This is a genomic window from Myroides guanonis, from assembly GCF_900114085.1.
In the GTDB taxonomy this organism is placed as follows: domain Bacteria; phylum Bacteroidota; class Bacteroidia; order Flavobacteriales; family Flavobacteriaceae; genus Flavobacterium; species Flavobacterium guanonis.
Map to the genome: position 1 here is coordinate 390,415 of NZ_FORU01000001.1, position 22,466 is coordinate 412,880.

A 22,466-nucleotide genomic window follows, 5' to 3' on the forward strand; every position below is an offset into this window, starting at 1 on the left:
AGCCCATCTAATGATAGATGCAGTTTGGAATATAGCTAAGTTATCTTCCCATTTCTTTTGTTGATCAGCTTTTTTTAATGTCGACTTAAAAAAGAAATTACTGATAAAAAAGGCTGCTATTGGGATAGCAAATTACACTAAAGAAGATGATGTTAGGCTAGGCAGTTTTAAAGTTTCTAAAGAAAGGTTACCTAAAACGAAATATGCCATAACTACTCCGGCACACAGGCCTAAATGAATTGTTCGTAAAGTTTTAATTTTTTCGGTCATGTTTTTTATTTGATTAATTGTGTTAGTACAGTTTTTTTATATGTTTCACCTATTGGTATTATTGCTTTTTCTATATACAACCTATTGCGTTCAATAGCTTCTATATGCTGTTTATTGATAATATAGGACTTGTGAATTCTTACAAATAGATCTGATGGTAATTTGTCCTCCATATCTTTAAGGGTACTAAGAGTAATCAGACGCTCGTTACTCAGATGTAAAATTAAGTAGTCCTTCAACCCTTCGACATATTTTAATTCGTTAAAAAATACTTTTATATGTTTACCATCTGTTTTTACAAACAAGTAATCTTGCTTATGATGAGTTTTATCGGTTGTATGCTGTTCTATTATAGGTGTAACCTTTAGGATACTTTTTAAAAAGCGCTCATAAGTAATCGGTTTTAATAAATAGTCTAGTACATTGTGTTCATAGCCTTGAAGAGCGTATTGATTGTATGCTGAAGTGATGATGAAATACGATTTGTTTCCAAGCAAATTCATGATTTGTAGACCAGTTAATTCTGGCATCTGTATATCTATAAAACACAAATCTACTTTCAAGTGTTGCAATTCTGTCAATGCTTGAATAGCAGATGTAGAGCTTCCTATTAATTGTAAATGAGGGGATTTCTGAACATATTCGTTTAGCAAAGCTACCGCCATCGGTTCATCATCAAGAATATAGCATTGTATCAAATTCATAGTTCTATAGTTAGTTCGCAAGTAAAGATATTCGCTTCTTCTGTAACCGTCAAGTTGTGTTTGTCTGGAAATTGTAGCTCTAATCTTTTGCGAATATTAGATAGTCCAATTCCACTAATGCTGTCTTTGAAGTGTTTGTTGATTTTGTTTTGAGTATGCAATCTTAGGATATTGTCTTTTTGTGTAATTTGAATGATAAAAGGTCGTTCCTTATCGGTTAATACACCATGTTTAAAGCCATTTTCTACAAAAGGCAATAGTAACAATGGAGGTATATGAATATCTGGGTTCTTAACATTAATAATCAACTCAAGCTGAGCGTTACCCGCAATTCTCATTTTTTCCAAGTCAATAAAATCTTGAATATAATTAAGTTCTTTTTGTAGTTCTACACTGTTTTGTTCTGTTTCATAAGTCATGTATCGCATTAAATGACTTAGCTTATCAATTGCCGGTAATGCTAGTTCTGATTTTCGATAAACTAAATAATAGATGTTGTTTAACGTGTTAAAAATAAAATGTGGATTTATTTGAGACTTTAGAAAACGCAGTTCAGTTTCTTTTTGTTTACTTTCTATTAGTTGGTTAAGTTGGATACTTCTAATAAAATGGATAACAATGTAAGTAACAGTAGCTGTAAAAATCGGTATGATACTAAAGTAAAAATTATCAAAGAAATAGAACGGAATTCCTGTTCCAACATGGTAGTTAACAGTGTCCCATAGTAATCTAGTAAGCCACTGTTCTAGAAGAGCTCTCAGGAATACAAATAAGAGATAAGAAGAAGCCCAACCAATAAGAGCTGTTTTCCAATTAAAGCTTTTTACCCAGCGAGGCATTATCAAGAAATAATGAAAATAAAAAACACTTAAGAAAACAATATTAAAAGTAATACCAAATAGAGAAAACTCTGTAAAGTCAATAAAGTATGGAGCATTTATGTTTAGATGAACATAGCGCAGATATAGTAAAAAAAGAAAAAGAACCATGTGTATTTGGACTTCTTTTTTCTTCGATAAATACTCTATTTGCTTCATTATTTATGTTTTTGTAAAGCTATTAAAACTACAGCTCTCAATAAAGAGAGTTGGTCGCAAAAAACAGCTCGTTGGTCGAAAAATAGAAAATATATCTTAAGCGATGAATCATATTTGCATTAAAATCAAAAACAGACAGATGTATATTAAAATTATTTATTTAGTAATGGTGTATTTATTTGCGCAGGTGACTCATGCACAAATAAACAAAAGCTTTAAATCGACAGATCCGATTGAGGTATTGAATTTTGGAACATTTCACATGGGATTTACATCTGATGCGAATAGTACAGAATTTGATGAGCATAATTCAACTAACAAAGCAATGGTTCACGAAGTAGCAGAAGCGATAGCAAAGTTTAAACCTACTGTAATTATCGTTGAACAATTACCACAATACGATGAAGGCTTAAATGAATTGTATCAATCATATTTAAAGAATCCAGATTTAAAAATGGAGAATCCAAATGAAATTAATTTATTAGCCTTTGAGGTAGGTAGGTTAGCAGGAGCAAAGCAATTTTATGGAATAGATTATAGTGAAGGATATAATTATATGATCAATAAGAGTATTCCTAATTACAACGATAAAGACTTGTTTGAAGATTATATGACAGCAGTTATAACCATTTTTGATAATAAGGAAAAGAAATCTAGAGACGTTAAGCAAATGTTATACAATACAAATACAAAAGAGTTTTTAGATGCAATGATCAACCTTAATGCAGATATGTTAACCCATGTTTCTTCAGAAGGAAAAGCAGAAGGCGCAGATGAAGCAGCAAAGTTTTATCACCGAAATTTATTGATGTATTCAAACCTGAATCAATTGCCTTTAACAAAAGATGATCGCGTTTTTATTTTAATGGGCGCAACGCACACTGCATTTTTCAATATGTGGCTAGAAAGAAGTCCTAAATATCAATTGGTTCATACATTAGATTATTTGGAGCAGTTTAAATAATAGAAGAACTTAAAATAAAATACCCGATAGTTGTAACTCAAGTAGAATTATACTGTTAGTAATTATAAAGTTTTCATTTTACTTGATTAGATAATTGAGATAGAACTTAAAACAACTATTTTTGAATATAAATAATCTTAATTTAAGTATAAACTAAGATTACAATTTTCAAACCAGAGAACAATGAAAAGTAAATTACTTTGTATTATAGCATTTTTGCTTGTAAGTATAGTTCCATGTATTGGGCATAATAAAATCTATGATAATCAAATAGACATAGAGTTTTTTATACCAGTAGAGAAATCAAAACTTTATACACGTGTTATTGGTAACACTGAAAAACCTATAATTATTTCATTACATGGTGGTCCTGGAGCTTTTTCTGTAGATCATGAATTCTATAAAGATGTTTTTGAGAAAGATTACTTAGTTGTTTATTTTGACCAAAGGGGAGGAGGTAAATCGGAAGAATGCACAGATAAAACTATGCTTACAACAGATCAATTCGTTGAAGATTTAGACATGGTAGTGGATTATATACAAGATAAATACCCAAACAAAAAAATCAATCTTTTAGGTACTTCATGGGGAGGGACTTATGGTTTTTTGTATTTGCTAAAGCATCAAGATAAGATTAATTCATTTATTAGTAGTTCAGGATTCATAGATAGTCCTCAAAGAAACTTTGCTCTAATAAATCACGAGCGCAAATTGGCAAATGAACTTTTAAAAATCACAACAGATTCTGTCAAAAAGGTTCGATATGAACAAATTCTAACGAAATTAGATGAAATTGAGAAAAGTGGATTTAAAGATTTTTTTGAGTATATGAATGTTATTAGATATGAGTTTCCAAAAGATTTAGGTTTCGATGTTTATTGGGCTAAGCCAGAATTAAAAGAAAAGAAAGCTGAGTTACTTAGCGATCCTGATTTTTATGTTCGAGTAAAATATACTCCAGAGCAACTTGAAAAGGCAATCGAAAGAATGGAATATATAAACGAAGTCTTTATGAATATGGAGTCCTATAACAATTTGAATATAGTAAATGAAATTGAGGCTATTAAAAAGCCTATATTAGTTATTCAAGGAGAATATGACTATGCAATTGGAGTAGAACAAGGTAGAACAATTTATAATGCGCTTAAAAATGTTTCCAAGAAGAATAAAGAGTTAGTATACATAAAAAACGCCTCGCATAATACACCGTTTGAAGCTCCTGAAATATATTATAATACGATGAAATCTTTTTTCAAAAAGCACAATTAAGCAAAAAGAATTTTGAACATTAATAGGTGCTTTCAGTTTTAAAACAGGAAATTATTAAATAAAACTTATCAAAAATATCAGCCTTAAAAGGTGGAAATGGCAACGTTTTTTCAGAAACATCTCTAAGTTCAAATAGAATAAAAAGAAACCCGATAACTGTAATGTATAGCTATCGGGTTTTGCTTTATTGATATTTTCAAGAAGATTAAAAAGGATTATTTCTTCGGGGAATTGTCTAAAAACATTTGTTTAACTTTTTCTACATCATAACTTTTGTCTGCTTCCAAATCACCAGATCCGAAAACATTAGTCACTTCACCTTCACCATTAATGACAAAAAAGAAAGGATAACCTAAGCTTTTAGCATTAGGAGCATATTTTTCAAACACTTCTTTATTTTTGTTTTTTGTAGAATAATTTAAGTGGTAATACAAGTAATTTGCATCGACTATAGTTTTGAGCTCTTGATTGTTTTGTACAAAATCATTAAAACGCAAACACCAAATGCACCAGTTACCACCAGCTTGTACAAATACGTTTTTACCTTCCAATTTTGCTTTGGCTATTAGTTCATTTATTTTAGCCTGAGCGTCTTCTTGTTCGTTGTAGGGTTTTGATAATTTTTCTTTTTCAACCTCAATAGCTTTTTTTGCAGCAACAGTATCTACTTGTACAGAAGACTCTACAGCATCATTAGTTATAGCTTCGGGTGTTGGAATTTCTTTTTTACAACTAGTTAATGTGAATAGGGACGCTATAATTAACGAGGATATAAGTGTTTTTTGCATGTTTTTGTATTTAGAAATTATATGTAAATTTCAATCTTAAAAAAGGTTTTTAGAAAACACAAAAATAAGGCTTTTTTAACCCTTTACGACATCTAAAAAGTGTTTTATGTATACTGTATGAATTAATTATTTACAAGCTTATTTTAAATATTAATTGCCTACTGTTAGGATAATACCTATATCTGTATCTTCTTTTTAATTTTATTACTTTCAGGGTAATTATTAATCACTTTTTTCTAGAGATAACTGTTATTCTTGGATGTTGTGAGAGATTACTATTTTTAAAATAAAATCTAAGAGGTCTTATATAATAAGTATATTGTGGTGTTTTATAATTGGTAAACAGACGTAATTCAAAACATAAGAATGAAAAGCATTGTTAACATAAGACAGTTTTATACTCCTATACAACCAGCAGCTAGAAAAATAGGAGGCAATGTCAATTATAATGAGTTTTTTCCAGATGTAAGACTTCAAAAATTTATCTATTGTTATTGGCAACTTGAAACAAGAGATAAACTTATTGACGAATATAAATATCGTGTAGACTCAGATGGTTGTATTGATGTTTTCTTTGAATTAGAGAATCCACAAGAAAACTTTGTGATGGGGTTCAGCAAAACGTTTGTAGAATTTCCTTTAGAAGACAAATTTAATTACATAGGTATTCGTTTTCTACCGGCAGTATTTACCCAGATTTTCAAAATTAATGCAGAAGAGTTAAATAGTCAATGCGAGAATTTACATTTTATAGTTCCCAGCCTTTCAAAATTTATTGAACAAAGTTTTCATGATAAATTAGTTGCAGAAGAATTAGTTCAGATTTTAGATTGCTACTTTTTAAAAGTTGTTTATCAAAATACTATCATGAGTGACAGTCGTTTCAATACTGCACTAGAAATCATTTTGAAGAAGAAAGGAATGTTGCATATAGAAAAAGATATAGATGCGGGGATTAGCAGTCGACAATTAAGAAGACTATTTGAGTTCTATATTGGCGATTCTGCCAAAACGTTTAGTAAGGTAGTTCGGTTTCAAAATATCTTAAAAGCTAATTGTTTGAAGCAAGAGTCAAAATACACCGATTTACTTTATGATTCAGGCTATTTTGATCAGTCTCATTTTATCAAAGAATTTAAATGTTTTTACGGTGAAACACCTAGTGTTATATTCAATGAGTAAGGTTGTCCGTTTTTTACTATTTTTTTATTAAAAGAAAAATGAACTTTGTTCTATATAAAGAAAGTATGAAGAACATTATGACTCTAATGATTTGTATGATGACAATTAAAGCTGCATTTTCACAAGTCGACACTAAACAAGAAAAACAAATAAACATGAAATTAAATTCAGGAATTGTAACCGAAAAATTATTAGAAACAAAGGAGTTTTATACAAACCAATTAGGTTTTGGTGTAACATTTGAAAACGATTTTTATATTTTGTTGCATACTCCAAACGGAGAATCGGAAATTAGTTTTCTACTACCTAATCATCCAAGTCAGCAGTCTCTTTTTCAAAAACCATTTCAGGGAAATGGAGTCTATCTAACTCTTGAAGTTGACAATGTAGATGAAGTATATAGTAGGTTGATAGAAAAAGGAGTAACAATAGAAATTGAAATACGAGATGAACCATGGGGAGATCGTCATTTTGCAATTATGGACCCAAATGGAGTGGGAATAGATATAGTTACATATTCACCTCCAAAAATTGAGGAATTAGAACGACCATAGGATTTGTGTACCAATAATTAAAATATTTCATTGTGTTCTGATTTGTTTAAGAAAGAGCGAATTCCTAGTTTTGTGAAAATTTGTAAAAAAATCTACTAGAAGTGTTTTTTATAAATTTTAAAATTCACATTTAATAAAATCTATGAGGATGAAAAAAAGTCTGCTATTTCTATTGACAATTACACTAATGACGTCTTGTTCAAATGAAGACAACACTATAAACGATAAAGATAAATTAGTGATAAAACATGACGGTAAATTAAAGAGTACAAAGGTAATTGTTAATTCCTCAGTTGTTGATGAGAAATTATATTCATATATAGAAACAACAGATTTTTTATACGGGACTAATGGTTTTGTGAGTGAAACTAAAACCACAAGAATTGATAAATATGGAGAATCGTTTGCTCATACCACTTTTGGTTATGATGGAAATTATTTAATCAATAAAACATATTTAGAACCTAGTTATAGAAATGATGTGGTAGAAAAATTCTATTATGTAGATGAATTAATAACGACTTCAAATTATTATTCTAGAGGAAAATCAGTACGTGAATATTATTCTTATGATTCATTTAAGAATTTAATCAAAAGAGAAATATTTCATAATGAGGAAGAATGGGAAGCAACATTTGAATTTGAATATACAAATGAAAATGTAAATAAATTGATTCTTAATACAAGACATCCTATACCTACTCAAATTTTGAACTATGAGTATGATAATAAACACAATCCTTATAATGAAGCTTATTCGGTAGCATATAGAAGGATAAAATATATTTCCAAAAATAATGTTGTACGAGTCAATGATAATGAGATTCAATATGAATATAATGCTAAAGGATATCCAATCAAGAGTATAGATAAAAATAATGATGTAATTACTACATATGAATATTATTAGTCTTTTGTTTTTAAAAAAGGGGTTAGATTCCAATAAGGAATCTAACCCCTTTTTTAATGTAAGCAAGTAAGAACTCGTTTTTAAGCTTTTAATATATTGAAATAGAATTAACTTCGAACAAGTAAAATTTATTCACTTAGATCTAATCGTGTTGATTAACAGAGAAATTGTTGAAGATAAATTAGAATAAAAATTACTATTGTAGCTCTTTTAAAAGCAATTGATATTCTAAGTCGTTATCATTTAAAAAATTGAGTAATTCTATTTTATTATTTACATTTAAGACTCTTTTTTTACCGTTTTTTAGATTGATGTATAATCCTGTTTTTGAACCAAAAACATAAGCCCAACCTAATTTTTTTGAATATCTTATTCCAAAACCTAAAGGAAAATCATCCATAATTTTATCTTTTATTTCAATGGATTCTATTTCGTTCCAGCTTATCTTTTTATTGATAAACAAGAATGAATATGAAACGGTTGATTTGTCGATGTAGACTGAAAAGGGACTGATGAAAATAAAAATACATATTAGTATATTGAATAATGTAAAATAAACAATTTCATTACTTTTCCAATCACTTAGAAAAACTACTAGAAAGAATTGGAATAGGAAGAGCCCTAAAATAAATTTCGGCAATCTGGTTTTTTCTTTAAAAAACTTAGTGCTTTGCATTTCTTTAAAATTAAAGATTGATTCTATATTTACGTTATTAATAATAATAGAAGTAAGATTGTCATCACTATCGATGCCCATAAATAAGTTATCTGTTACGTTTAAATAGCTTGTCTTAGCATCACTGAAAACTATTTTTACTATATCGTCATTGTAATCTAGTCGTACTATTTTTTCATGAGGTTTAATTTCTGATATATAGAACCTATAGTAGCCATTTGTTTTTTGAGGGACTGTGAGAGTACTGTCTTTATTGGCAAGAGAGTTATTAATATGAATTATGTCTAAAGAGAAAAATTGTTTGTGATCCATACCAGAACCAATTTCAATTAGGCAGATATCATTTTCTAATATTGAAAAAGATTGTGGTTCATACCTTGGTATGGCCGTAATACTTAGTGGTATCCCATGATTAGATTCAGAAGTTTCAATAGTATAGCTTAACTCTTTAGGTTCTTTAGCAAAATTTACTCTCATAAAATATTATTTGTCCAATTTACATGAAAATTTTTAAAAGATGAATCTTCCACAATATAAATACTTGTTTGTTCATATTGATTAATCACAATTAGCATAAGAACATAAGTAGTGTAAACTCATATAGAGTGTTTTAAATAGTGAATTTCAGTAAGTTATAACGAGCTTCTATGGATTATTGTTTTTAGTCTTTAGAAGTCAATGCAAATTTCTTTGCTTGCCCCACCCAATTCGGTGCGTTGTTAATAGTTTGTCTAAGGAATAAGTTCAGTTGTGCAGAATGATGTTGAATATGCCTCATATTATACAATAGAATTTCAAGTAAAGAGAAGTTTCTGTATTCATTAATCCAGCGGTCATTCATTCTATTTGGCGATAGACCTCCAATAAGGCGGTTAGCTTTTTTTCTACAATGATCCAAGTAACTAAGGACTTCTAACTTTGTATATGTTCTTTCTGGTTTCTCACCTGTAGGGTCAAATTCTGATAAAGTAAATGGTTTAGGTGGTGCAAAGCTATTTGGTTCTGTGGTTAAATAATAGTCTGTCCAGAAAATACAATGGAAAGATAGATACCAAAAATCTAATGGTGTATCCCAATGTTCATCTGGACACATATTGATTGCATTTTCAAGCATATCAAGACTTGCTCCAAATTGGGTCCAAATTGCTTCGGTGATTGTTGATGAATACTCCATAATTATATTCTTTCAGATTGTCTTTACGTTTACTCGTTAGTTGTTATTACTAGTATTATTTGCATTGTAATATTAGGTTTGAAATTGATGCGAAATGTATTAATTCTAACCTAATTTGAGCAAAAGCTTAGTCGTTTGTATATTTAAATACCAGGTTGATTTAAAGTGTTTATTTTGTGTCGTCTATGTTCAAGTATTATGAGTAAAATCATTAATCCGATTGAAATAAGCGATGAGTTCAATGTTCCAAGTTCCAAGCCACCTTTCTCATGGGGTTTTGTCAGAAAATCGCCAAAAGTAGCTCCAAAAGGTCTTGTAAATACAAAAGCAATCCAAAATAAAACAATATGATTAATTTTTGTGGAGTAATGCAGAAGTACAACAATAATAATTACGCCACCGGTAACAAAAGCACCTTGTAAATAACTTAGTTCAAAATAATCGCCAAGAAAGTCTCCAAACTATTTGAAAATAGAATTGCTGCCCAATAAAAAAACAATTTATGTTGTGCTAATCGCTTGGTGGCTTCTGTCTATGAATTTCAGACTCAATCAGCATCGAACCGTCAATGGAATATTTTTTCAGTAAATAGACTCATAAAGTTTGGGCTTCCTTCTTTTCTAGGCGAGATATAGTGTCACAGTTCACGCTTCGCTCTTTCCTGTCTCTGTCTCCAAGTCTCTGTCTCCTAAATTAAATCTGGTAGAGTGGGTGAGGTAACGATGTTTATATTTTGGTGTTTTTCATTGTAAAATACCTATTTGTGGGTATTGATAAGTGATGTTTAGAAAAGTAGATTTGCAATTATAAATAGCCCAATTTTAATCCTCAAAATGGTATTATTAAAAACTAATATAAGACATTTTGTAACGGCGCTATTTAAAATCTGTGAACACTTTACTAATTAAATTTTTAAAAACAATGAAGCAATTAACTACACTTCTATTATTTTTTTTGAGCATTAACTTAAGTTACTCACAAGGAGCAGGGTTAACAAAAGAAGAAACCGTTAAATACATTAATAAGAAGCTTAAGGAAGTTGAGGGATATAAAACATCATGGAGTAATGATGCCACAGCTTATATTCTAGAAAATAAAATGGAAAGTCTCGGTGATGGTAAATACAATTATATCAATTATTACAGTAATGGTGAAAATTACTGTACATCAGATAAAACTTCAAGTAGTGGTTCCCGCTTTAATAATGAATTTAAAGCCATTCATATAAAGTCGATGGAAGAAATTAGTGAAGCAAAAGCGAATAAAAGTATTGGACGAATAAGAGTCACTCTTCATGAAAAAGCTGTAAAATGGTGGGCAAGGGATTTTAGTTTAAATTCGGAAGACGTGTATAGAAAAGTATTCTTATATACAGATTATTGGGGAAATGCACAGTACACTGATGATTATTCACATACTAAATATTGGTGTACCAATAGTGATAGAGATATTACATATGATGGTGATTTTGTGTTGTATTATTCTAAAGTAGATGCAGAAGATGGAAAAAAACTACTAAAAGCATTACAGTATTTGGTTGATTTAGAGAAAGCAGAAGATGATCCATTTGGATGATTAGTTTAAATAAATAATGGAAATGAAAAGTATACTATCAGTTTTTTTTATTTTTTTTCATTTTGTTTTTTCTGCTCAAACTATTGGTATTTCTGAAGTAATTGCAGTTGAAAGTAAAGTGTCATTATATGAAAGTAATGTAGATAAAATAAATAAGCTTCGGAATGAAATACCAGAACTTGAGAAGCAATGGAAAGAGAATATTGCTAAATTAAGTGCGGAGATAGCCGCATTAAATTTGGAACGCGATAATCTCATCGCCGATATGAAAGTAGGAGCTCGTTGTAGTCAATGTGGTGGATGGAAGTCTGATTTTGAAAAAAAAGGAGAGAATTTTGAAAAGCACTTGGGCGATGTGAAGGGGTATGCTATTCCTGCTACTACAGGAGAAATTGAAACTACCAGAAAATCGTATTCCGAAAAAATAGCAATTAAAAAAGTTCATTTGCAAAATCTTGAAAAAGGTGATAAATCTATCCTAAAGCAATATGAGCAAATAGACAAACTAATAAAAGATAACGAAAAGCTGTGTGATGAAATTACAAAGCATAGTAAAAGTTACGAGCAAAAACTTTTAAATGATGCGAAGAGTAAACATGATTTTTGGTTAGAAGATGTTTTGTCCTCTGGTTCAAAGGCCTTTGTTGAGAGTAGTAAAAAAAGGCTTTTGAAAGCTAAAAAAAATTGGTTAGAACAAGAATTTGTTGAAAAAAACATTGTTGAGTTAAAAAAAATTAAAAATGAAAATCAAAGAAACCAAGATGATAAGAAACAGCAAATAGCTGAAAATGAAATAAAGATTTCAAGTCTGAAAGCAGAGCAAATACAGCAGACGGAATCTTTTCAAACGGAATTAGATGAGCTTTATAAGAGATTAAAGGAATTGGAAGATAAACTCTTTAAGGAAACTAACGAAACATTAAAAAATCAATTAAATGAAACGAAGGAGGAGCTTAGCAAAGAAGTGTTGAGACTAAAAGAGAAAATGGTTGAGTATGTTTCTAAATCAGATCAAAATATCGCTTTAAAATCAGATCAAAATAGTAATCTTTATACAGAGATTACTCAATTAGTAGGAAGTTTAAACAGAGAGCAGATACAAAAAACAAAAGAGCTCAATGAAGAGCTTGCTTTGAAATTAGGAGATTTAAAAAAATTAGAGTCTGAATCTGAAATAAATGGTAAAAAATATTTAGAAGAATACACTGAAAAACTAAAAGAATATAAACAGAAGAACGATGCTTTTACTAAGGAAATAACGTTAGAAAGTAATCGAATGTTATTAGCATCAAGAAAAACAAATTGTTCAGTATGGAATGAAACATCAGGTAAGGTAACATTGAATTGGAATAAAAAGCTTCCTTGTGTTAATAAGTTTGCATTTCCAGATACAATTATGACCGAGGAAGTTATGGGGAGCTCCTCTTGTTCGAGTGATCTTTTCTTTCAGAATGGAACTTCTGTATATAGGTCTTTTTACAATGGATTGAGTGACAAAGAGAAACAAGCTTTATAATACTATTTCAAAAGATCTATAAGTTTAAAAAATCTGTTTATATATTTAATTCTTGTGATAAGTCTTTTAATAAAATATCTGTTATTAAAAAGTAATTTAATTATATCAAATAAAAGTCCTTGCAACAGCAAGGACTTTTTTTATATAGTATGGTGGTATTAAATCCCCCTGAATATCAAAAAAATAACTCTGGACTATTACATATGAAATTTGGTGTCTTCACTATAAATGTCTAGAAGACATTTCCTTAACGCTTGATCTTGTCGAATTGTTTCTTAACGCTTATTTCTGGGAAGTGGGGCTTTGGGTTTAAACCCTCTTTTTGTTTGTGGCAAATTGGAAACTATTTCTAATTCTATCATATATTTGCTCAGTAATTCAGGGGGCTGTGGTTTTATATGTATTACAACAAAAATTTCCGAAACTCTTTATTCTTTTCAAAAAAGTAAAGAAGAACTCATAATGGACAATAATTAATATACATGGAATTAATAGATTTTATACTGCATATAGACCAGTATTTAGAAGTGTTTCTTCAGGACTACGGCGTTTGGGTTTATGCTATTTTATTTTTAATCATTTTCGTAGAAACAGGGGTAGTAGTTATGCCTTTTTTACCTGGCGATTCGCTTTTATTTGCCACTGGAATGCTGGCGGCACAGTTTCACGAGAGTCTTAATATTTGGCTGGTAATGATTTTACTTTTTATCGCGGCTGTTGCCGGTGATTCACTGAATTATTCTATTGGAAAACAAACAGGTATGCGCATCGTTAGGTTTAAAATATTTAACATCCAACCTGTGAAAATAGAACATATCGATAAAACACACCAGTTCTATGAAAAGTACGGTAGCAAAACTATTGTTATTGCACGTTTTGTACCTATTGTTCGAACATTGGCACCGTTTGTTGCAGGAATAGGACGTATGAATTACAGCACTTTTTTAACCTATAATTTTTTAGGTGGTTTTATATGGGTTTTTGGTATCACCATTTGTGGGTACTTTTTAGGTAATATCCCTATTATCAAGAATAATTTCTCTAAAGTAGTTTTAATAATTATCCTCTTATCGGTATTACCAATCGTATATTCTGTAGTAAAAGAAAAAATGACTAAAAAGGCTGTGTAGTTTTTAGAAATGGGAATCTATTTGCCCCAACTAAAGGTAAAAAAAAAAAGAGTATCACAGAGTTATAAATCTTGTAGGAGGAATGAATGTGTTTTTTAAATTACTTGTTCATGTTTTTGCTGTTTAATATAAGGAAGTCGTTTAAGCTTTTGTTTTCTTAAATTTATTTATAGTAATTATCATGAAAACCAACTAATTAACACCTAGCCAACTTGCTATGGTGGTGTAAGATCTACTTAACAAAGACCTAAAACTGTCTATCGAAGTATTTGTTCTTTCAATTTCATTTCGCTTCTTATAAAATGGTTGATCATAATAGTCACTTTTAAATCTAGCATTTCTATTTCTTTATATTACTCGGCTTGTTGAGAGTGGGAAAGGTCTCCTGTCTATTCATCATTTTTAAAAATAAATGTGTTAATTCTATTGTTTGTAAATAGAGTAAATGTTTTTGAAGTAGCTTCTATGATATTTTAAACTTTTTTACAAACAGTACACTTTTGGGTGACTTTTCAAGTTGTTTTTTTACACTAGAATGACTTCCATGTCTGTTTTGTATCTACTCCTGATTTAATTTATATCACACAAAAGAGTGATGTGTTGTTTAATTAGTGTTTATTTAACAATATAAAGTAGAGACTTATTCTTTTGAGTTAATATTTACTTTGCTTAAATATCCATTAACGTAATTTAATAAGTTTGCTTCAATAAAATTATGATATGAGCACATGTTACTTTTATTATCAATATTTAATGTAAAGAATTATTCTCTGGCGCTTTCGCAATGGTCCTTACTGTGTTTTGAAAATCAATCTAATGTTGAGATTGTTGAAAGAGTGTAGTTAACTGGGCATTGTTATTTAGAAATTATTATAATTAATTGAAGTGGAAAGAACAGAAATAAAACTGAGAGGTCAATTTATATTGAGGAATGATGTATCAATAAGCTGCTGATATATTAGATGAGGAACTAAACCAAATGATACAGTACAATGATATTCAGTTTGATTGAATATAATGGTCAGGTATTAAAAATTAATTCCGTTGAAAATCTTTTGAAATTTGATGAGTCTATTTTAATGACTCCTTAATCTTTTGATGTTTGAAAATCACTTTAATCATTATTATATCAATGTTTAATATAGGGTGTAAGTACAAAGGAATTAGTAAAAAACTAAAGTTGAAAAAAAATATTTATATGAGGTTTTATTTATTATTAGCGGGACTGTTGATGTCATTGATGTCTCATGCACAAGAAGAATATTTTATTATAGGTTATTACATGAAATATGATTTAGATTCGCCATTAGAATCAAAAGATGTTTTATACATTAATAAAAATCAAGAAAAATCATTTTATCAAAAAGGTACTCTTAATAATAGGGAAGGTATTAAACCTAGAGAAAAGAGAGAGAACGAAATTATTGTGAATAGTATTACCAAAGCAGATCAGTTTAATTACTTCAATTTTAAAGAAAAGAAATTAGTTTCTAGAATTGCTCCTATAGAGTCTGTTTATATGGTTGAAGAAGAAATACCTCTGATGAATTGGGAACTTGTTGATGAAACTAAAGTAATCAAGGAAATCGAACTGCATAAAGCTGTTTGTAGTTTTAGAGGTAGAAATTATACTGTTTGGTATTCGTTAGAATATCCAATTCATATCGGTCCATGGAAGTTTAATGGTTTGCCAGGTTTAGCTTTTGAGATTACGGAAGATCAATCTAATTATAGTTGGACATTGACTTCGATAAAGAAGGGGATGCTGAAAGCTTTTCCTTTGCGATACGATTTAAAAAGAGGCGCTATCTCATTAAAAGAATATGCAGAGAGGGTTGAATATGAGCTTGAGCATATGAATGATGGTTTTTTAGCTAGACTTCCTAAGGAAATAGAAATCATTTCTTCTGAATCTGACAATTCTCGCTTTAAAGAATACGATTTAGAAAGAAAATATGAATGGGAAAACCAATAGATAGTGCATTTTAAAAGCTTTTTTCGGAGTATAATCTTTTTTTCTATTCTATGTTATACGAGCTCTTTTTTAGCTCAAAATATATCGGGAACTTTAGTTGATTCTAAAGGGAATCACTTAAATAATGTACGCGTTATTTTAAAAGACAATAATGATAAAATTGTAAAGTTCATCTTTACATCTGAACAAGGTTTTTTTGAATTTAACAATCTTACTTTCGGTGATTACCAACTTTTGATTCAACATATGAATCTTGAAAAGAAAGTCCTTTTTATCAGTCTTGAAGAAGAATCGAAAAACTTTAATGAAACCATTTTATTGGTAGACGAAGAGAAGATACTGGAAGAAATTCTAATAGATATTGAACGTCCTATTAAAATACAAAAGGATACTATAACATTTAAATCAGCTTCCTTTCTTCAAGGAGATGAAAAAGTTATTGAGGATTTAATTAAGAAATTACCAGGTTTTAATGTGACTAGTGATGGGACTATTAAAATAGGAAATCAAGAAATTGAAAAGGTTATGGTTGATGGAGATGATTTCTTTGAAAAAGGTTATAAAGTCTTAACTAAAAATATGCCTGTTAAACCTGTTGAAGAAGTACAACTATTACAACGATATTCGAATAACAAACATTTGAAAGGTATCGAGAATAGCCAGAAAGTAGCCTTGAATTTAACCTTAAAAGAAGATGCTAAAAGAGAATGGTTTGGGAATCTTGAATTAGGCTATGGTGTTGTTTCTGAAGATCGTTACAGTCTCCGAGGGAATGCAATGAATTTTGGAAAAAACAATAAATATTATTTTCTGTCAAATCTTAATAATACCGGTTTAAATGCAACTGGGGATATCAATCATTTAATTCGACCAATTCGTAGCGGAGAACCTTCAGCAATTGGAGACGACCAACAAATTTATTCTTTTTTGAATATTGAAAGTTCCTCTCTAAATTTAAATGAACAAAGAATCAATTTTAACAATGCTGAATTAATTTCTTTAAACAGTATATTTAACCTAACTCCCAAGCTTAAACTGAAGCTTCTAGGTTTTTTAAACACCGATGAGAATGATTTAGCACGGTTTACTACTCAATCATATTTCGCAGAAGGAATTGTGTTTGATAATGTAGAGGATTACAATTTTAGGAAACGTACGTTTTCAGGATTTGGTAAAATTGACCTAAGCTATGATTTAAGTAAGAATAAAACTTTTGAATATACACTTAAGTTGAATAGAGCTGAGACTACGGGTGTTAGCAATCTACTTTTTAATAAAGATCCTTTAAAAGAACGACTTAAGACCGATAATGAATTGTTGGATAATAAGTTGGTTTTCACACATAAAATTAGTGAAACTAAAGTCTTTTTGTTTTCAGGAAGATATATAAAAGAAACAAAGCCTCAAATATATCAGGTAAATAGGTTTTTACGTGATGACAGGTTTACTGAAAAAGTTGATAATCTAAAGCAAGCAAATGTAAATCAAATGGAATTTGCAGGTGTAGAAACTCATTTCTTCAGCAAAGGTCATAATGGAAGTTTGTTCGAAATTAAATTAGGAAACGAATATCGAAAAGATTTATTGGAAACTACATTAGAACTGTTCGAAGGAAGTACAAAACTGGATCAACCAATTGAGTATAAAAATAGCTTGGTCTATACGACAAACGACTTATATTTAAAATCAAACTATCTATTTAGGCTAGGGTATTTCAATATTATTCCTAACATAGAATTTCACCAGTTGTCAAACAAGTTAGAAAATTTTGAAACAGATAAAGAACAGTCTCCATTTTTATTTATACCTAAGTTAACCATACAACGAGAATTGAACGCACGAAATAAAATTCAGGCTTCTTATTCTTATGGTGTAACGAATAGTGATTTACAACATGTTTATGATAAGTATATCCGAACAGATTTTAGAACTGCGATGAAAGGAACTGGTGAACTTCAACAATTAAATGAATCAACGGTCTCTTTTTCTTATAATCTTGGAAATTGGAATGATCGTTTCTTTGCAACTTTATTTTTGTTGTACAATAAGAATCATGATTTTTTCAGTACCCAAACTTGGTTAACGCAGAATTATACAGAATCAAATACGATTGTATTAAAAGATAAGGAGTTATGGTTAATATCAGGAAATGCAGATTACTATATAAAATCTATTAAAACGAATGTAAAGTTCTTATTTGACGGAACACAATCAGATTATAAAAATATATTGAATGATTCGGAATTAAGAAAAGTGAAGAGTTTAAATATTGGTTATGGTTTTGAATTAAGATCTATCTTTAAAGGTGTTTTCAATTACAACGTAGGTACGAAATGGACATTCAATCAATATAAGACTGAGGTTTTGCATTCTTATAGTGAGAATACATCATTTTTAAACTTAAATTTTATAATGTCGAAGAAGTTAAATTTTAATATTAAATCTGAAGTTTATTATTATGGAGGTTCTGATAGAGGAAAAGATACTTACAGTTTTCTTGATTTTGGAGTAAACTATACAAGTCAAAAAGATAGATTAACTTTTTCCTTAACTGGTAACAATCTCTTAAACACAAAGAATATAATCAATTATAATATTTCAGATGTTAGTATATCTGAAACATCATACCGTTTAGTTCCTAGATATCTTTTGTTATCTGTTGAATTTGGTTTTTGATTTTTTAGAAGAGTATCACTAACTCTCATAGATTACATCTGAACAAACGAAGTAAATCTACGATAGTAGGCAATACGGTAACAGGCCCAAAAGGATAAATTAACTGTAAGTAATACCATCTAAATAGTTATAGAATTAGAATCGAATAAAATAAAAGCAGAATTAGCAAAGGCTGGGATTCATGTTGATGATATTTATGATTTAGTAAACACAAACAAGCCTTATCCAGCTGCAATTCCAATTTTACTTGATTTGCTACAGGGAGGAATAGAACATATAGGTATCAAAGAAGGTGTCATCAGGGCATTAGCTGTAAAGGAGGCCATTGGAAAAGCAAGCCTGGTTTTACTCGATGAATACAGCAAAATATCAAAGGACAAAATGTTGTTGCGTTGGGCAATCGGAAACACAATTTATATCACTATTACCGAAGATGATGTAGAACAGATTTTGCACATCATACAAGATAAAGAAAATGGAATGTCAAGGCAGATGTTTGTAGCAGCTTTAGGAAAAACAACATCAGGAAAAGCAGAAGATGTTTTAATTAAACTACTTGATGATGATGAAGTAGTAGTACAAGCTTTAGAGGCCTTATGCCGAATGAAATCAAAGAAATCAATAGAGAAGATTTTAACACTTATAAACCATCCAAAAGCACTAGTAAAAAAGGAGGCACAGAAAGTATTAAAGAAACTATCATAAAGGCGAAACTGGTTTTATATTCAATTACTACTTCTTTAGGCATTTTAAACTTATTGTTAATAATCAAGTTAGATTAAAAAAATTGATTCCCTTAAATTTGGCTATTTGTGTTTCAATTGATTAAGTAGGAGTAGAAAGGGGAGTGTTTAGGTTTCGCTCTTTTCAGACTCCTTTCTCCTAATCTCAGTCTTCTTTACGGCCGCTTGGCTCGTTCACTAAAAATGTCCACTAGATATTCTTTTAACGCTCCGATCCCTAACCAAAAGTGATATAATCATATGTAACAATATGCAGATCCATAACAGGTATGGGGAAATTAAAGGTCTGTCTTAAAGCCTTTTTGTGACATAATTATTTCTATTCATTTTGTTGTGATTTATATTAATTAAATGTGTTTAAAATGCTTATTTTTAATAGTTTAAAGTGTAGTTATGAGTAAAACTAAAAACAATCTAGGTAAATATGTAAGCTTTAGTACGGATTGGGGATTCAAGTATTATTTCGGAAGAGAAGAGTACAAATTAAACTTGATAAACTTCTTCAACGGTTTGTTTGAAGGACAAAAAGTGATAAAAGATTTGCATTACCAATCTGTAGAGCAAGACGGAGAGTTAGAACACGATCGCAAAGCAGTATTTGATTTATATTGTACAGGAGAGGATGGTGAACATTTTATCATTGAGATGCAGCAAATCAGTCAAGACTTTTTTAAGGACCGCACTGTATTCTATACCTAAATGGCTATTTTCTCTTGTGCAGATATGTACAAATCCTTCTAGTTTTCCTTTAAATAAGGGATGCGAAGATTTTGATCTTTTAAAACCAATTTGTTTTTTGCCAATGAAGATAGGATAGTTGACCATATCCTTTACAAAAACGCCATATAACTGAAACATTTGCTCTGAAATAGGTCCCTCTATATCTAGATAGCTAAGTTTTTTAAGTATTATTGCTATAGTTGCCAATAAAGAAGGCACTAGCGTGACGCTTGTGCTAGCTGAGGAGCAGTATGTTATGTTTAGCTAATTAGTCGTTTAATCTGTTTTCAATGTCCATTTGTTCGTGCAGAACTCTAATAATTTCTATTAAATTTTCTTTCGAGTTTATTCTGTAGAAAATGTAATGAGATTTTACTTTTGAGTGGTAATAAGCTTTTCTGATATGACTGTAATCTTTTCCAGAAGTCGGGTTTTGACTTAAATATTCAATTTCGTCAAGAATTAAGTTGTAATATCTATCGGCTTGCTCCATAGACCAAGTCTCAAAAGTATAAAGCCAAATGTTTTCAATATCGAATAGAGCTTTGTTACTGATTTTGTAAGTCATTATTCAGAAACATATTTTTGGTGAATTGATTTCAATAATTCTTCCCTATCGAAATTTTTCACAAATCCAGATTCTTCACCTTTTTTAAGTTCTTTTATGAGTTCTGATTTTTTAGTTTCTTCGTATTCAAATATTCTCAAAGCAGCTCTCACTACTTCACTAGCAGATGAAAATTTTCCAGATTGAACTTGCTCATTTATGAACTTGTCGAAATAGTCACCAAGTAATATAGATGTGTTTTTAGCCATAATCTTTATCTTTATATCAAAGGTACCAAATGTTGGTATCTCGTATAGTTTCAAAATTGTTAAATTTATGACGAATGACTCAATACTAGTCACACATGAAATTGTTTTTTCGAAATTGAGATACAGGGATTTCGAGAAATCCTATTGTAAGCTTCCCTTAAAACCAATTTTCTAAAGCTAATAAAGTAATCAGATCTCGTCTAAGTTTTAAAATTTTAGTCTCCCCAAATCAAGAAAATCTCTATATCACAGTTCAGACAAGAGACGAAGTAAATCCGCGATAGCCTTTAGATTTGTTCTTTATAAATTTCGTAAATCAAAGGAATCACAGTTCAGACAATTTGTCTCCAAATCTCTGTCTCCTAATTCCAGTCTCCATATTTAGTTTTCTGGCTCGTTCACTGTAAACACTAGGAAAGCCCGAAGAGTTCTTGAACAAAGCTGTTTTTAAAAAATTGAAGTATTTGATTTATAGTACTGTAATTGTCCGAAAAGATCAAAATAATCACTTTTAAATCTAGTATTCAAAATTTCTTTATATTGCTCAACTAGTTAAGAGTGGGGAAGGAGTATAGTAAATTAAATGAATCCTTGAAATCTTTTTTGTAAAGGTATCGGTTATAGTTATTTTATATATAAGATGCCCTAATTATCCTTTTGATTCTCGTTAGTAATATTTGTTATTTAACCTTAGAAAGCATGAACAATAATCAAATTTTATTTTGTGTAAGTATTATTTTAATTTCAGTTATTTTTATAGCTATAGGCTTATTTTTAAAGAAATATCCGCCAAAGGAAATTAATTACTTTTACGGGTATCGTTCTAAAAAAGCGATGAAAAATATAGAGCAATGGAATTATTCTCAAAAGAAGGCAGCTTTGGAATTAATCCGTTCAGGCATATTGATACTTATTAGTTTAGTATTAGTTTATTTTCTTCCTGATGGAAATTATTTTACACCTTATATTTTATTCTTAATAGTCATTATAACGCTATTTCCTTATTTTTATACTGTTTATAAAATTGAAAAAGCATTAAAAAAAGCTTTTACTAATTGATATGTTTTAAGTGTGGACATTCTCTTTTAAAATGGGTTTATTATCTAGCTAACTACCAAAACACAACCCTCATTATCTCAATTTATCAGAGGTCTTCGTTTAAAGTCAAGGAAATCCCTAAATCATAAAAATCAAAGTTCAGACAATTTCAGTCACAGGTCTCCAGATTACTGTTCACGCTTTTACTTCGTCAGTTCGCTATACTCGTGTCGTTTCACGTCTTTCACATCACGTTTTTACTTCGTCAGTTCACTATGCTCGTATCGCATCACTATTCACTATTTTCCGTCACCTAACATCTGTCTCCTAAATTGCTCATCACTGTTCACTCTTTTCAGTCTCCTAACCAAAAGTGAGATAATCTCCTTCAATTCTCACTACTCCACAATCTGTCAAGACTTACAATTTCCAAGTTACAGTCTCCTATTGAAAAGTGACATAATTATTTGAAATAATATGGAATCCTAGAGAGAGTATGGGAAAATGAAGACCTGGATCCAAACTCCTTTCGGGACATATTTATTTATCATGTTTGAATTAGTTTAGGATATTTTCTTTATTTAAGTTTGGTTCAAAATTCACAAAAAGAGCATAGTAAAGAACTGATTTTTATTGTTAATATCAGGTTTGTTCTTTAGGATATAAAACTTAATAGCAGTATTTTTTTTAAATTTCAAATATTTGATTGTTAGGTGTTTTTTATGATTTAGTTGTTTTTTTTGTTTAAT

Annotated in this window: 21 protein-coding genes; 13 read left to right on the plus strand and 8 right to left on the minus strand. The window is 29.8% G+C overall.

From position 1 onward, the window contains the following. Nucleotides 1-275: 275 nt before the first annotated feature. Nucleotides 276-974, minus strand: coding sequence for a LytR/AlgR family response regulator transcription factor (locus BM024_RS01715; protein WP_090677715.1), 699 nt, complete (start codon nt 972-974; stop codon nt 276-278). Beyond that, complete coding sequence (locus BM024_RS01720) at nt 971-2,011, minus strand: sensor histidine kinase (protein ID WP_090677716.1); 1,041 nt, start codon at nt 2,009-2,011, stop codon at nt 971-973. The genes BM024_RS01715 and BM024_RS01720 overlap by 4 nt, the downstream gene beginning before the upstream one ends. Nucleotides 2,012-2,150: 139 nt before the next feature. Here BM024_RS01720 and BM024_RS01725 point away from each other — a divergent pair, with 139 nt between their 5' ends. Next, nucleotides 2,151-2,975 (plus strand): DUF5694 domain-containing protein, encoded by an 825-nt coding sequence (locus BM024_RS01725; RefSeq protein WP_090677717.1) that lies wholly within the window; start codon nt 2,151-2,153, stop codon nt 2,973-2,975. A gap of 183 nt (nt 2,976-3,158) precedes the next feature. After that, nucleotides 3,159-4,244 (plus strand): alpha/beta fold hydrolase, encoded by a 1,086-nt coding sequence (locus tag BM024_RS01730; RefSeq protein ID WP_090677718.1) that lies wholly within the window; start codon nt 3,159-3,161, stop codon nt 4,242-4,244. 215 nt (nt 4,245-4,459) lie between these two features. Here the strand turns inward: BM024_RS01730 and BM024_RS01735 are convergent, their stop codons facing one another. Continuing rightward, complete coding sequence (locus tag BM024_RS01735) at nt 4,460-5,032, minus strand: thioredoxin family protein (RefSeq protein WP_090677719.1); 573 nt, start codon at nt 5,030-5,032, stop codon at nt 4,460-4,462. 366 nt (nt 5,033-5,398) lie between these two features. On the opposite strand from BM024_RS01735, the gene BM024_RS01740 reads away from it, so the two are divergent. The 3 genes from BM024_RS01740 to BM024_RS01750 all read left to right on the plus strand — a co-directional run bounded on the left by BM024_RS01740 (nt 5,399) and on the right by BM024_RS01750 (nt 7,678). Next, complete coding sequence (locus BM024_RS01740) at nt 5,399-6,214, plus strand: AraC family transcriptional regulator (protein WP_090677720.1); 816 nt, start codon at nt 5,399-5,401, stop codon at nt 6,212-6,214. 155 nt (nt 6,215-6,369) lie between these two features. Then, on the plus strand, nt 6,370-6,768 hold the full coding sequence (locus tag BM024_RS01745; RefSeq protein WP_090677783.1) for a VOC family protein: 399 nt from the start codon (nt 6,370-6,372) through the stop codon (nt 6,766-6,768). Nucleotides 6,769-6,916: 148 nt separating this feature from the next. Beyond that, nucleotides 6,917-7,678 carry a hypothetical protein gene (locus tag BM024_RS01750; RefSeq protein ID WP_090677721.1) on the plus strand — a complete coding sequence of 254 codons (762 nt, stop codon included), beginning with the start codon at nt 6,917-6,919 and terminating at the stop codon, nt 7,676-7,678. A gap of 196 nt (nt 7,679-7,874) precedes the next feature. Here BM024_RS01750 and BM024_RS01755 read toward each other — a convergent pair whose 3' ends face one another. The 3 genes from BM024_RS01755 to BM024_RS13880 all read right to left on the minus strand — a co-directional run bounded on the left by BM024_RS01755 (nt 7,875) and on the right by BM024_RS13880 (nt 9,920). Further along, on the minus strand, nt 7,875-8,831 hold the full coding sequence (locus BM024_RS01755) for a hypothetical protein (protein ID WP_090677722.1): 957 nt from the start codon (nt 8,829-8,831) through the stop codon (nt 7,875-7,877). A 184-nt stretch (nt 8,832-9,015) separates the two neighbouring features. Then, on the minus strand, nt 9,016-9,528 hold the full coding sequence (locus BM024_RS01760) for a DinB family protein (RefSeq protein WP_090677723.1): 513 nt from the start codon (nt 9,526-9,528) through the stop codon (nt 9,016-9,018). Between the two features lie 143 nt (nt 9,529-9,671). Continuing rightward, complete coding sequence (locus BM024_RS13880) at nt 9,672-9,920, minus strand: COG4705 family protein (RefSeq protein ID WP_394333261.1); 249 nt, start codon at nt 9,918-9,920, stop codon at nt 9,672-9,674. A 529-nt stretch (nt 9,921-10,449) separates the two neighbouring features. Between BM024_RS13880 and BM024_RS01770 the strand changes: the two genes are divergently transcribed. The 7 genes from BM024_RS01770 to BM024_RS01800 all read left to right on the plus strand — a co-directional run bounded on the left by BM024_RS01770 (nt 10,450) and on the right by BM024_RS01800 (nt 19,842). Beyond that, nucleotides 10,450-11,103, plus strand: a complete 654-nt coding sequence (locus BM024_RS01770; protein WP_090677724.1) for a hypothetical protein — start codon at nt 10,450-10,452, stop codon at nt 11,101-11,103. Nucleotides 11,104-11,125: 22 nt separating this feature from the next. Next, complete coding sequence (locus tag BM024_RS01775; RefSeq protein ID WP_143077698.1) at nt 11,126-12,619, plus strand: coiled-coil domain-containing protein; 1,494 nt, start codon at nt 11,126-11,128, stop codon at nt 12,617-12,619. Nucleotides 12,620-13,101: 482 nt separating this feature from the next. Then, entirely contained in the window at nt 13,102-13,749 is a 648-nt protein-coding gene (locus BM024_RS01780; protein WP_090677726.1) for a DedA family protein, read from the plus strand. 1,198 nt (nt 13,750-14,947) lie between these two features. Further along, nucleotides 14,948-15,724 (plus strand): GLPGLI family protein, encoded by a 777-nt coding sequence (locus BM024_RS01785; RefSeq protein ID WP_177190140.1) that lies wholly within the window; start codon nt 14,948-14,950, stop codon nt 15,722-15,724. Nucleotides 15,725-15,970: 246 nt separating this feature from the next. After that, nucleotides 15,971-18,400 (plus strand): outer membrane beta-barrel family protein, encoded by a 2,430-nt coding sequence (locus tag BM024_RS01790; RefSeq protein WP_245753843.1) that lies wholly within the window; start codon nt 15,971-15,973, stop codon nt 18,398-18,400. Between the two features lie 252 nt (nt 18,401-18,652). Further along, entirely contained in the window at nt 18,653-19,105 is a 453-nt protein-coding gene (locus BM024_RS01795; RefSeq protein ID WP_090677729.1) for a HEAT repeat domain-containing protein, read from the plus strand. A 431-nt stretch (nt 19,106-19,536) separates the two neighbouring features. Beyond that, nucleotides 19,537-19,842, plus strand: a complete 306-nt coding sequence (locus BM024_RS01800; protein WP_090677730.1) for a PD-(D/E)XK nuclease family transposase — start codon at nt 19,537-19,539, stop codon at nt 19,840-19,842. 289 nt (nt 19,843-20,131) lie between these two features. Here the strand turns inward: BM024_RS01800 and BM024_RS01805 are convergent, their stop codons facing one another. Then, entirely contained in the window at nt 20,132-20,431 is a 300-nt protein-coding gene (locus BM024_RS01805) for a type II toxin-antitoxin system RelE/ParE family toxin (protein WP_090677731.1), read from the minus strand. After that, a complete protein-coding gene (locus BM024_RS01810) occupies nt 20,431-20,679 on the minus strand; it encodes a type II toxin-antitoxin system ParD family antitoxin (protein ID WP_090677732.1) in 249 nt (82 codons plus the stop codon). Before BM024_RS01810 ends, BM024_RS01805 begins: the two co-directional genes overlap by 1 nt. A gap of 699 nt (nt 20,680-21,378) precedes the next feature. Here BM024_RS01810 and BM024_RS01815 point away from each other — a divergent pair. Beyond that, nucleotides 21,379-21,738: an SdpI family protein gene (locus tag BM024_RS01815; protein ID WP_090677733.1), complete on the plus strand. Its 360-nt coding sequence runs from the start codon at nt 21,379-21,381 to the stop codon at nt 21,736-21,738. Nucleotides 21,739-22,466: the final 728 nt, after the last annotated feature.

What these genes read in the sequence shown, in the direction of transcription:
- BM024_RS01720 (WP_090677716.1), bottom strand. Translation starts at nt 2,011, where the DNA reads ATGAAGCAAATAGAGTATTTATCGAAGAAAAAAGAAGTCCAAATACAC.
- BM024_RS01805 (WP_090677731.1), bottom strand. Translation starts at nt 20,431, where the DNA reads ATGACTTACAAAATCAGTAACAAAGCTCTATTCGATATTGAAAACATT.
- BM024_RS01780 (WP_090677726.1), top strand. Translation starts at nt 13,102, where the DNA reads ATGGAATTAATAGATTTTATACTGCATATAGACCAGTATTTAGAAGTG.
- BM024_RS01755 (WP_090677722.1), bottom strand. Translation starts at nt 8,831, where the DNA reads ATGAGAGTAAATTTTGCTAAAGAACCTAAAGAGTTAAGCTATACTATT.
- BM024_RS01745 (WP_090677783.1), top strand. Translation starts at nt 6,370, where the DNA reads ATGAAATTAAATTCAGGAATTGTAACCGAAAAATTATTAGAAACAAAG.
- BM024_RS01760 (WP_090677723.1), bottom strand. Translation starts at nt 9,528, where the DNA reads ATGGAGTATTCATCAACAATCACCGAAGCAATTTGGACCCAATTTGGA.
- BM024_RS01800 (WP_090677730.1), top strand. Translation starts at nt 19,537, where the DNA reads ATGAGTAAAACTAAAAACAATCTAGGTAAATATGTAAGCTTTAGTACG.
- BM024_RS01785 (WP_177190140.1), top strand. Translation starts at nt 14,948, where the DNA reads ATGAGGTTTTATTTATTATTAGCGGGACTGTTGATGTCATTGATGTCT.
- BM024_RS01725 (WP_090677717.1), top strand. Translation starts at nt 2,151, where the DNA reads ATGTATATTAAAATTATTTATTTAGTAATGGTGTATTTATTTGCGCAG.
- BM024_RS01770 (WP_090677724.1), top strand. Translation starts at nt 10,450, where the DNA reads ATGAAGCAATTAACTACACTTCTATTATTTTTTTTGAGCATTAACTTA.
- BM024_RS01715 (WP_090677715.1), bottom strand. Translation starts at nt 974, where the DNA reads ATGAATTTGATACAATGCTATATTCTTGATGATGAACCGATGGCGGTA.
- BM024_RS01790 (WP_245753843.1), top strand. Translation starts at nt 15,971, where the DNA reads ATGAATCTTGAAAAGAAAGTCCTTTTTATCAGTCTTGAAGAAGAATCG.
- BM024_RS01740 (WP_090677720.1), top strand. Translation starts at nt 5,399, where the DNA reads ATGAAAAGCATTGTTAACATAAGACAGTTTTATACTCCTATACAACCA.
- BM024_RS01815 (WP_090677733.1), top strand. Translation starts at nt 21,379, where the DNA reads ATGAACAATAATCAAATTTTATTTTGTGTAAGTATTATTTTAATTTCA.
- BM024_RS01810 (WP_090677732.1), bottom strand. Translation starts at nt 20,679, where the DNA reads ATGGCTAAAAACACATCTATATTACTTGGTGACTATTTCGACAAGTTC.
- BM024_RS01750 (WP_090677721.1), top strand. Translation starts at nt 6,917, where the DNA reads ATGAAAAAAAGTCTGCTATTTCTATTGACAATTACACTAATGACGTCT.
- BM024_RS01730 (WP_090677718.1), top strand. Translation starts at nt 3,159, where the DNA reads ATGAAAAGTAAATTACTTTGTATTATAGCATTTTTGCTTGTAAGTATA.
- BM024_RS01735 (WP_090677719.1), bottom strand. Translation starts at nt 5,032, where the DNA reads ATGCAAAAAACACTTATATCCTCGTTAATTATAGCGTCCCTATTCACA.
- BM024_RS01775 (WP_143077698.1), top strand. Translation starts at nt 11,126, where the DNA reads ATGAAAAGTATACTATCAGTTTTTTTTATTTTTTTTCATTTTGTTTTT.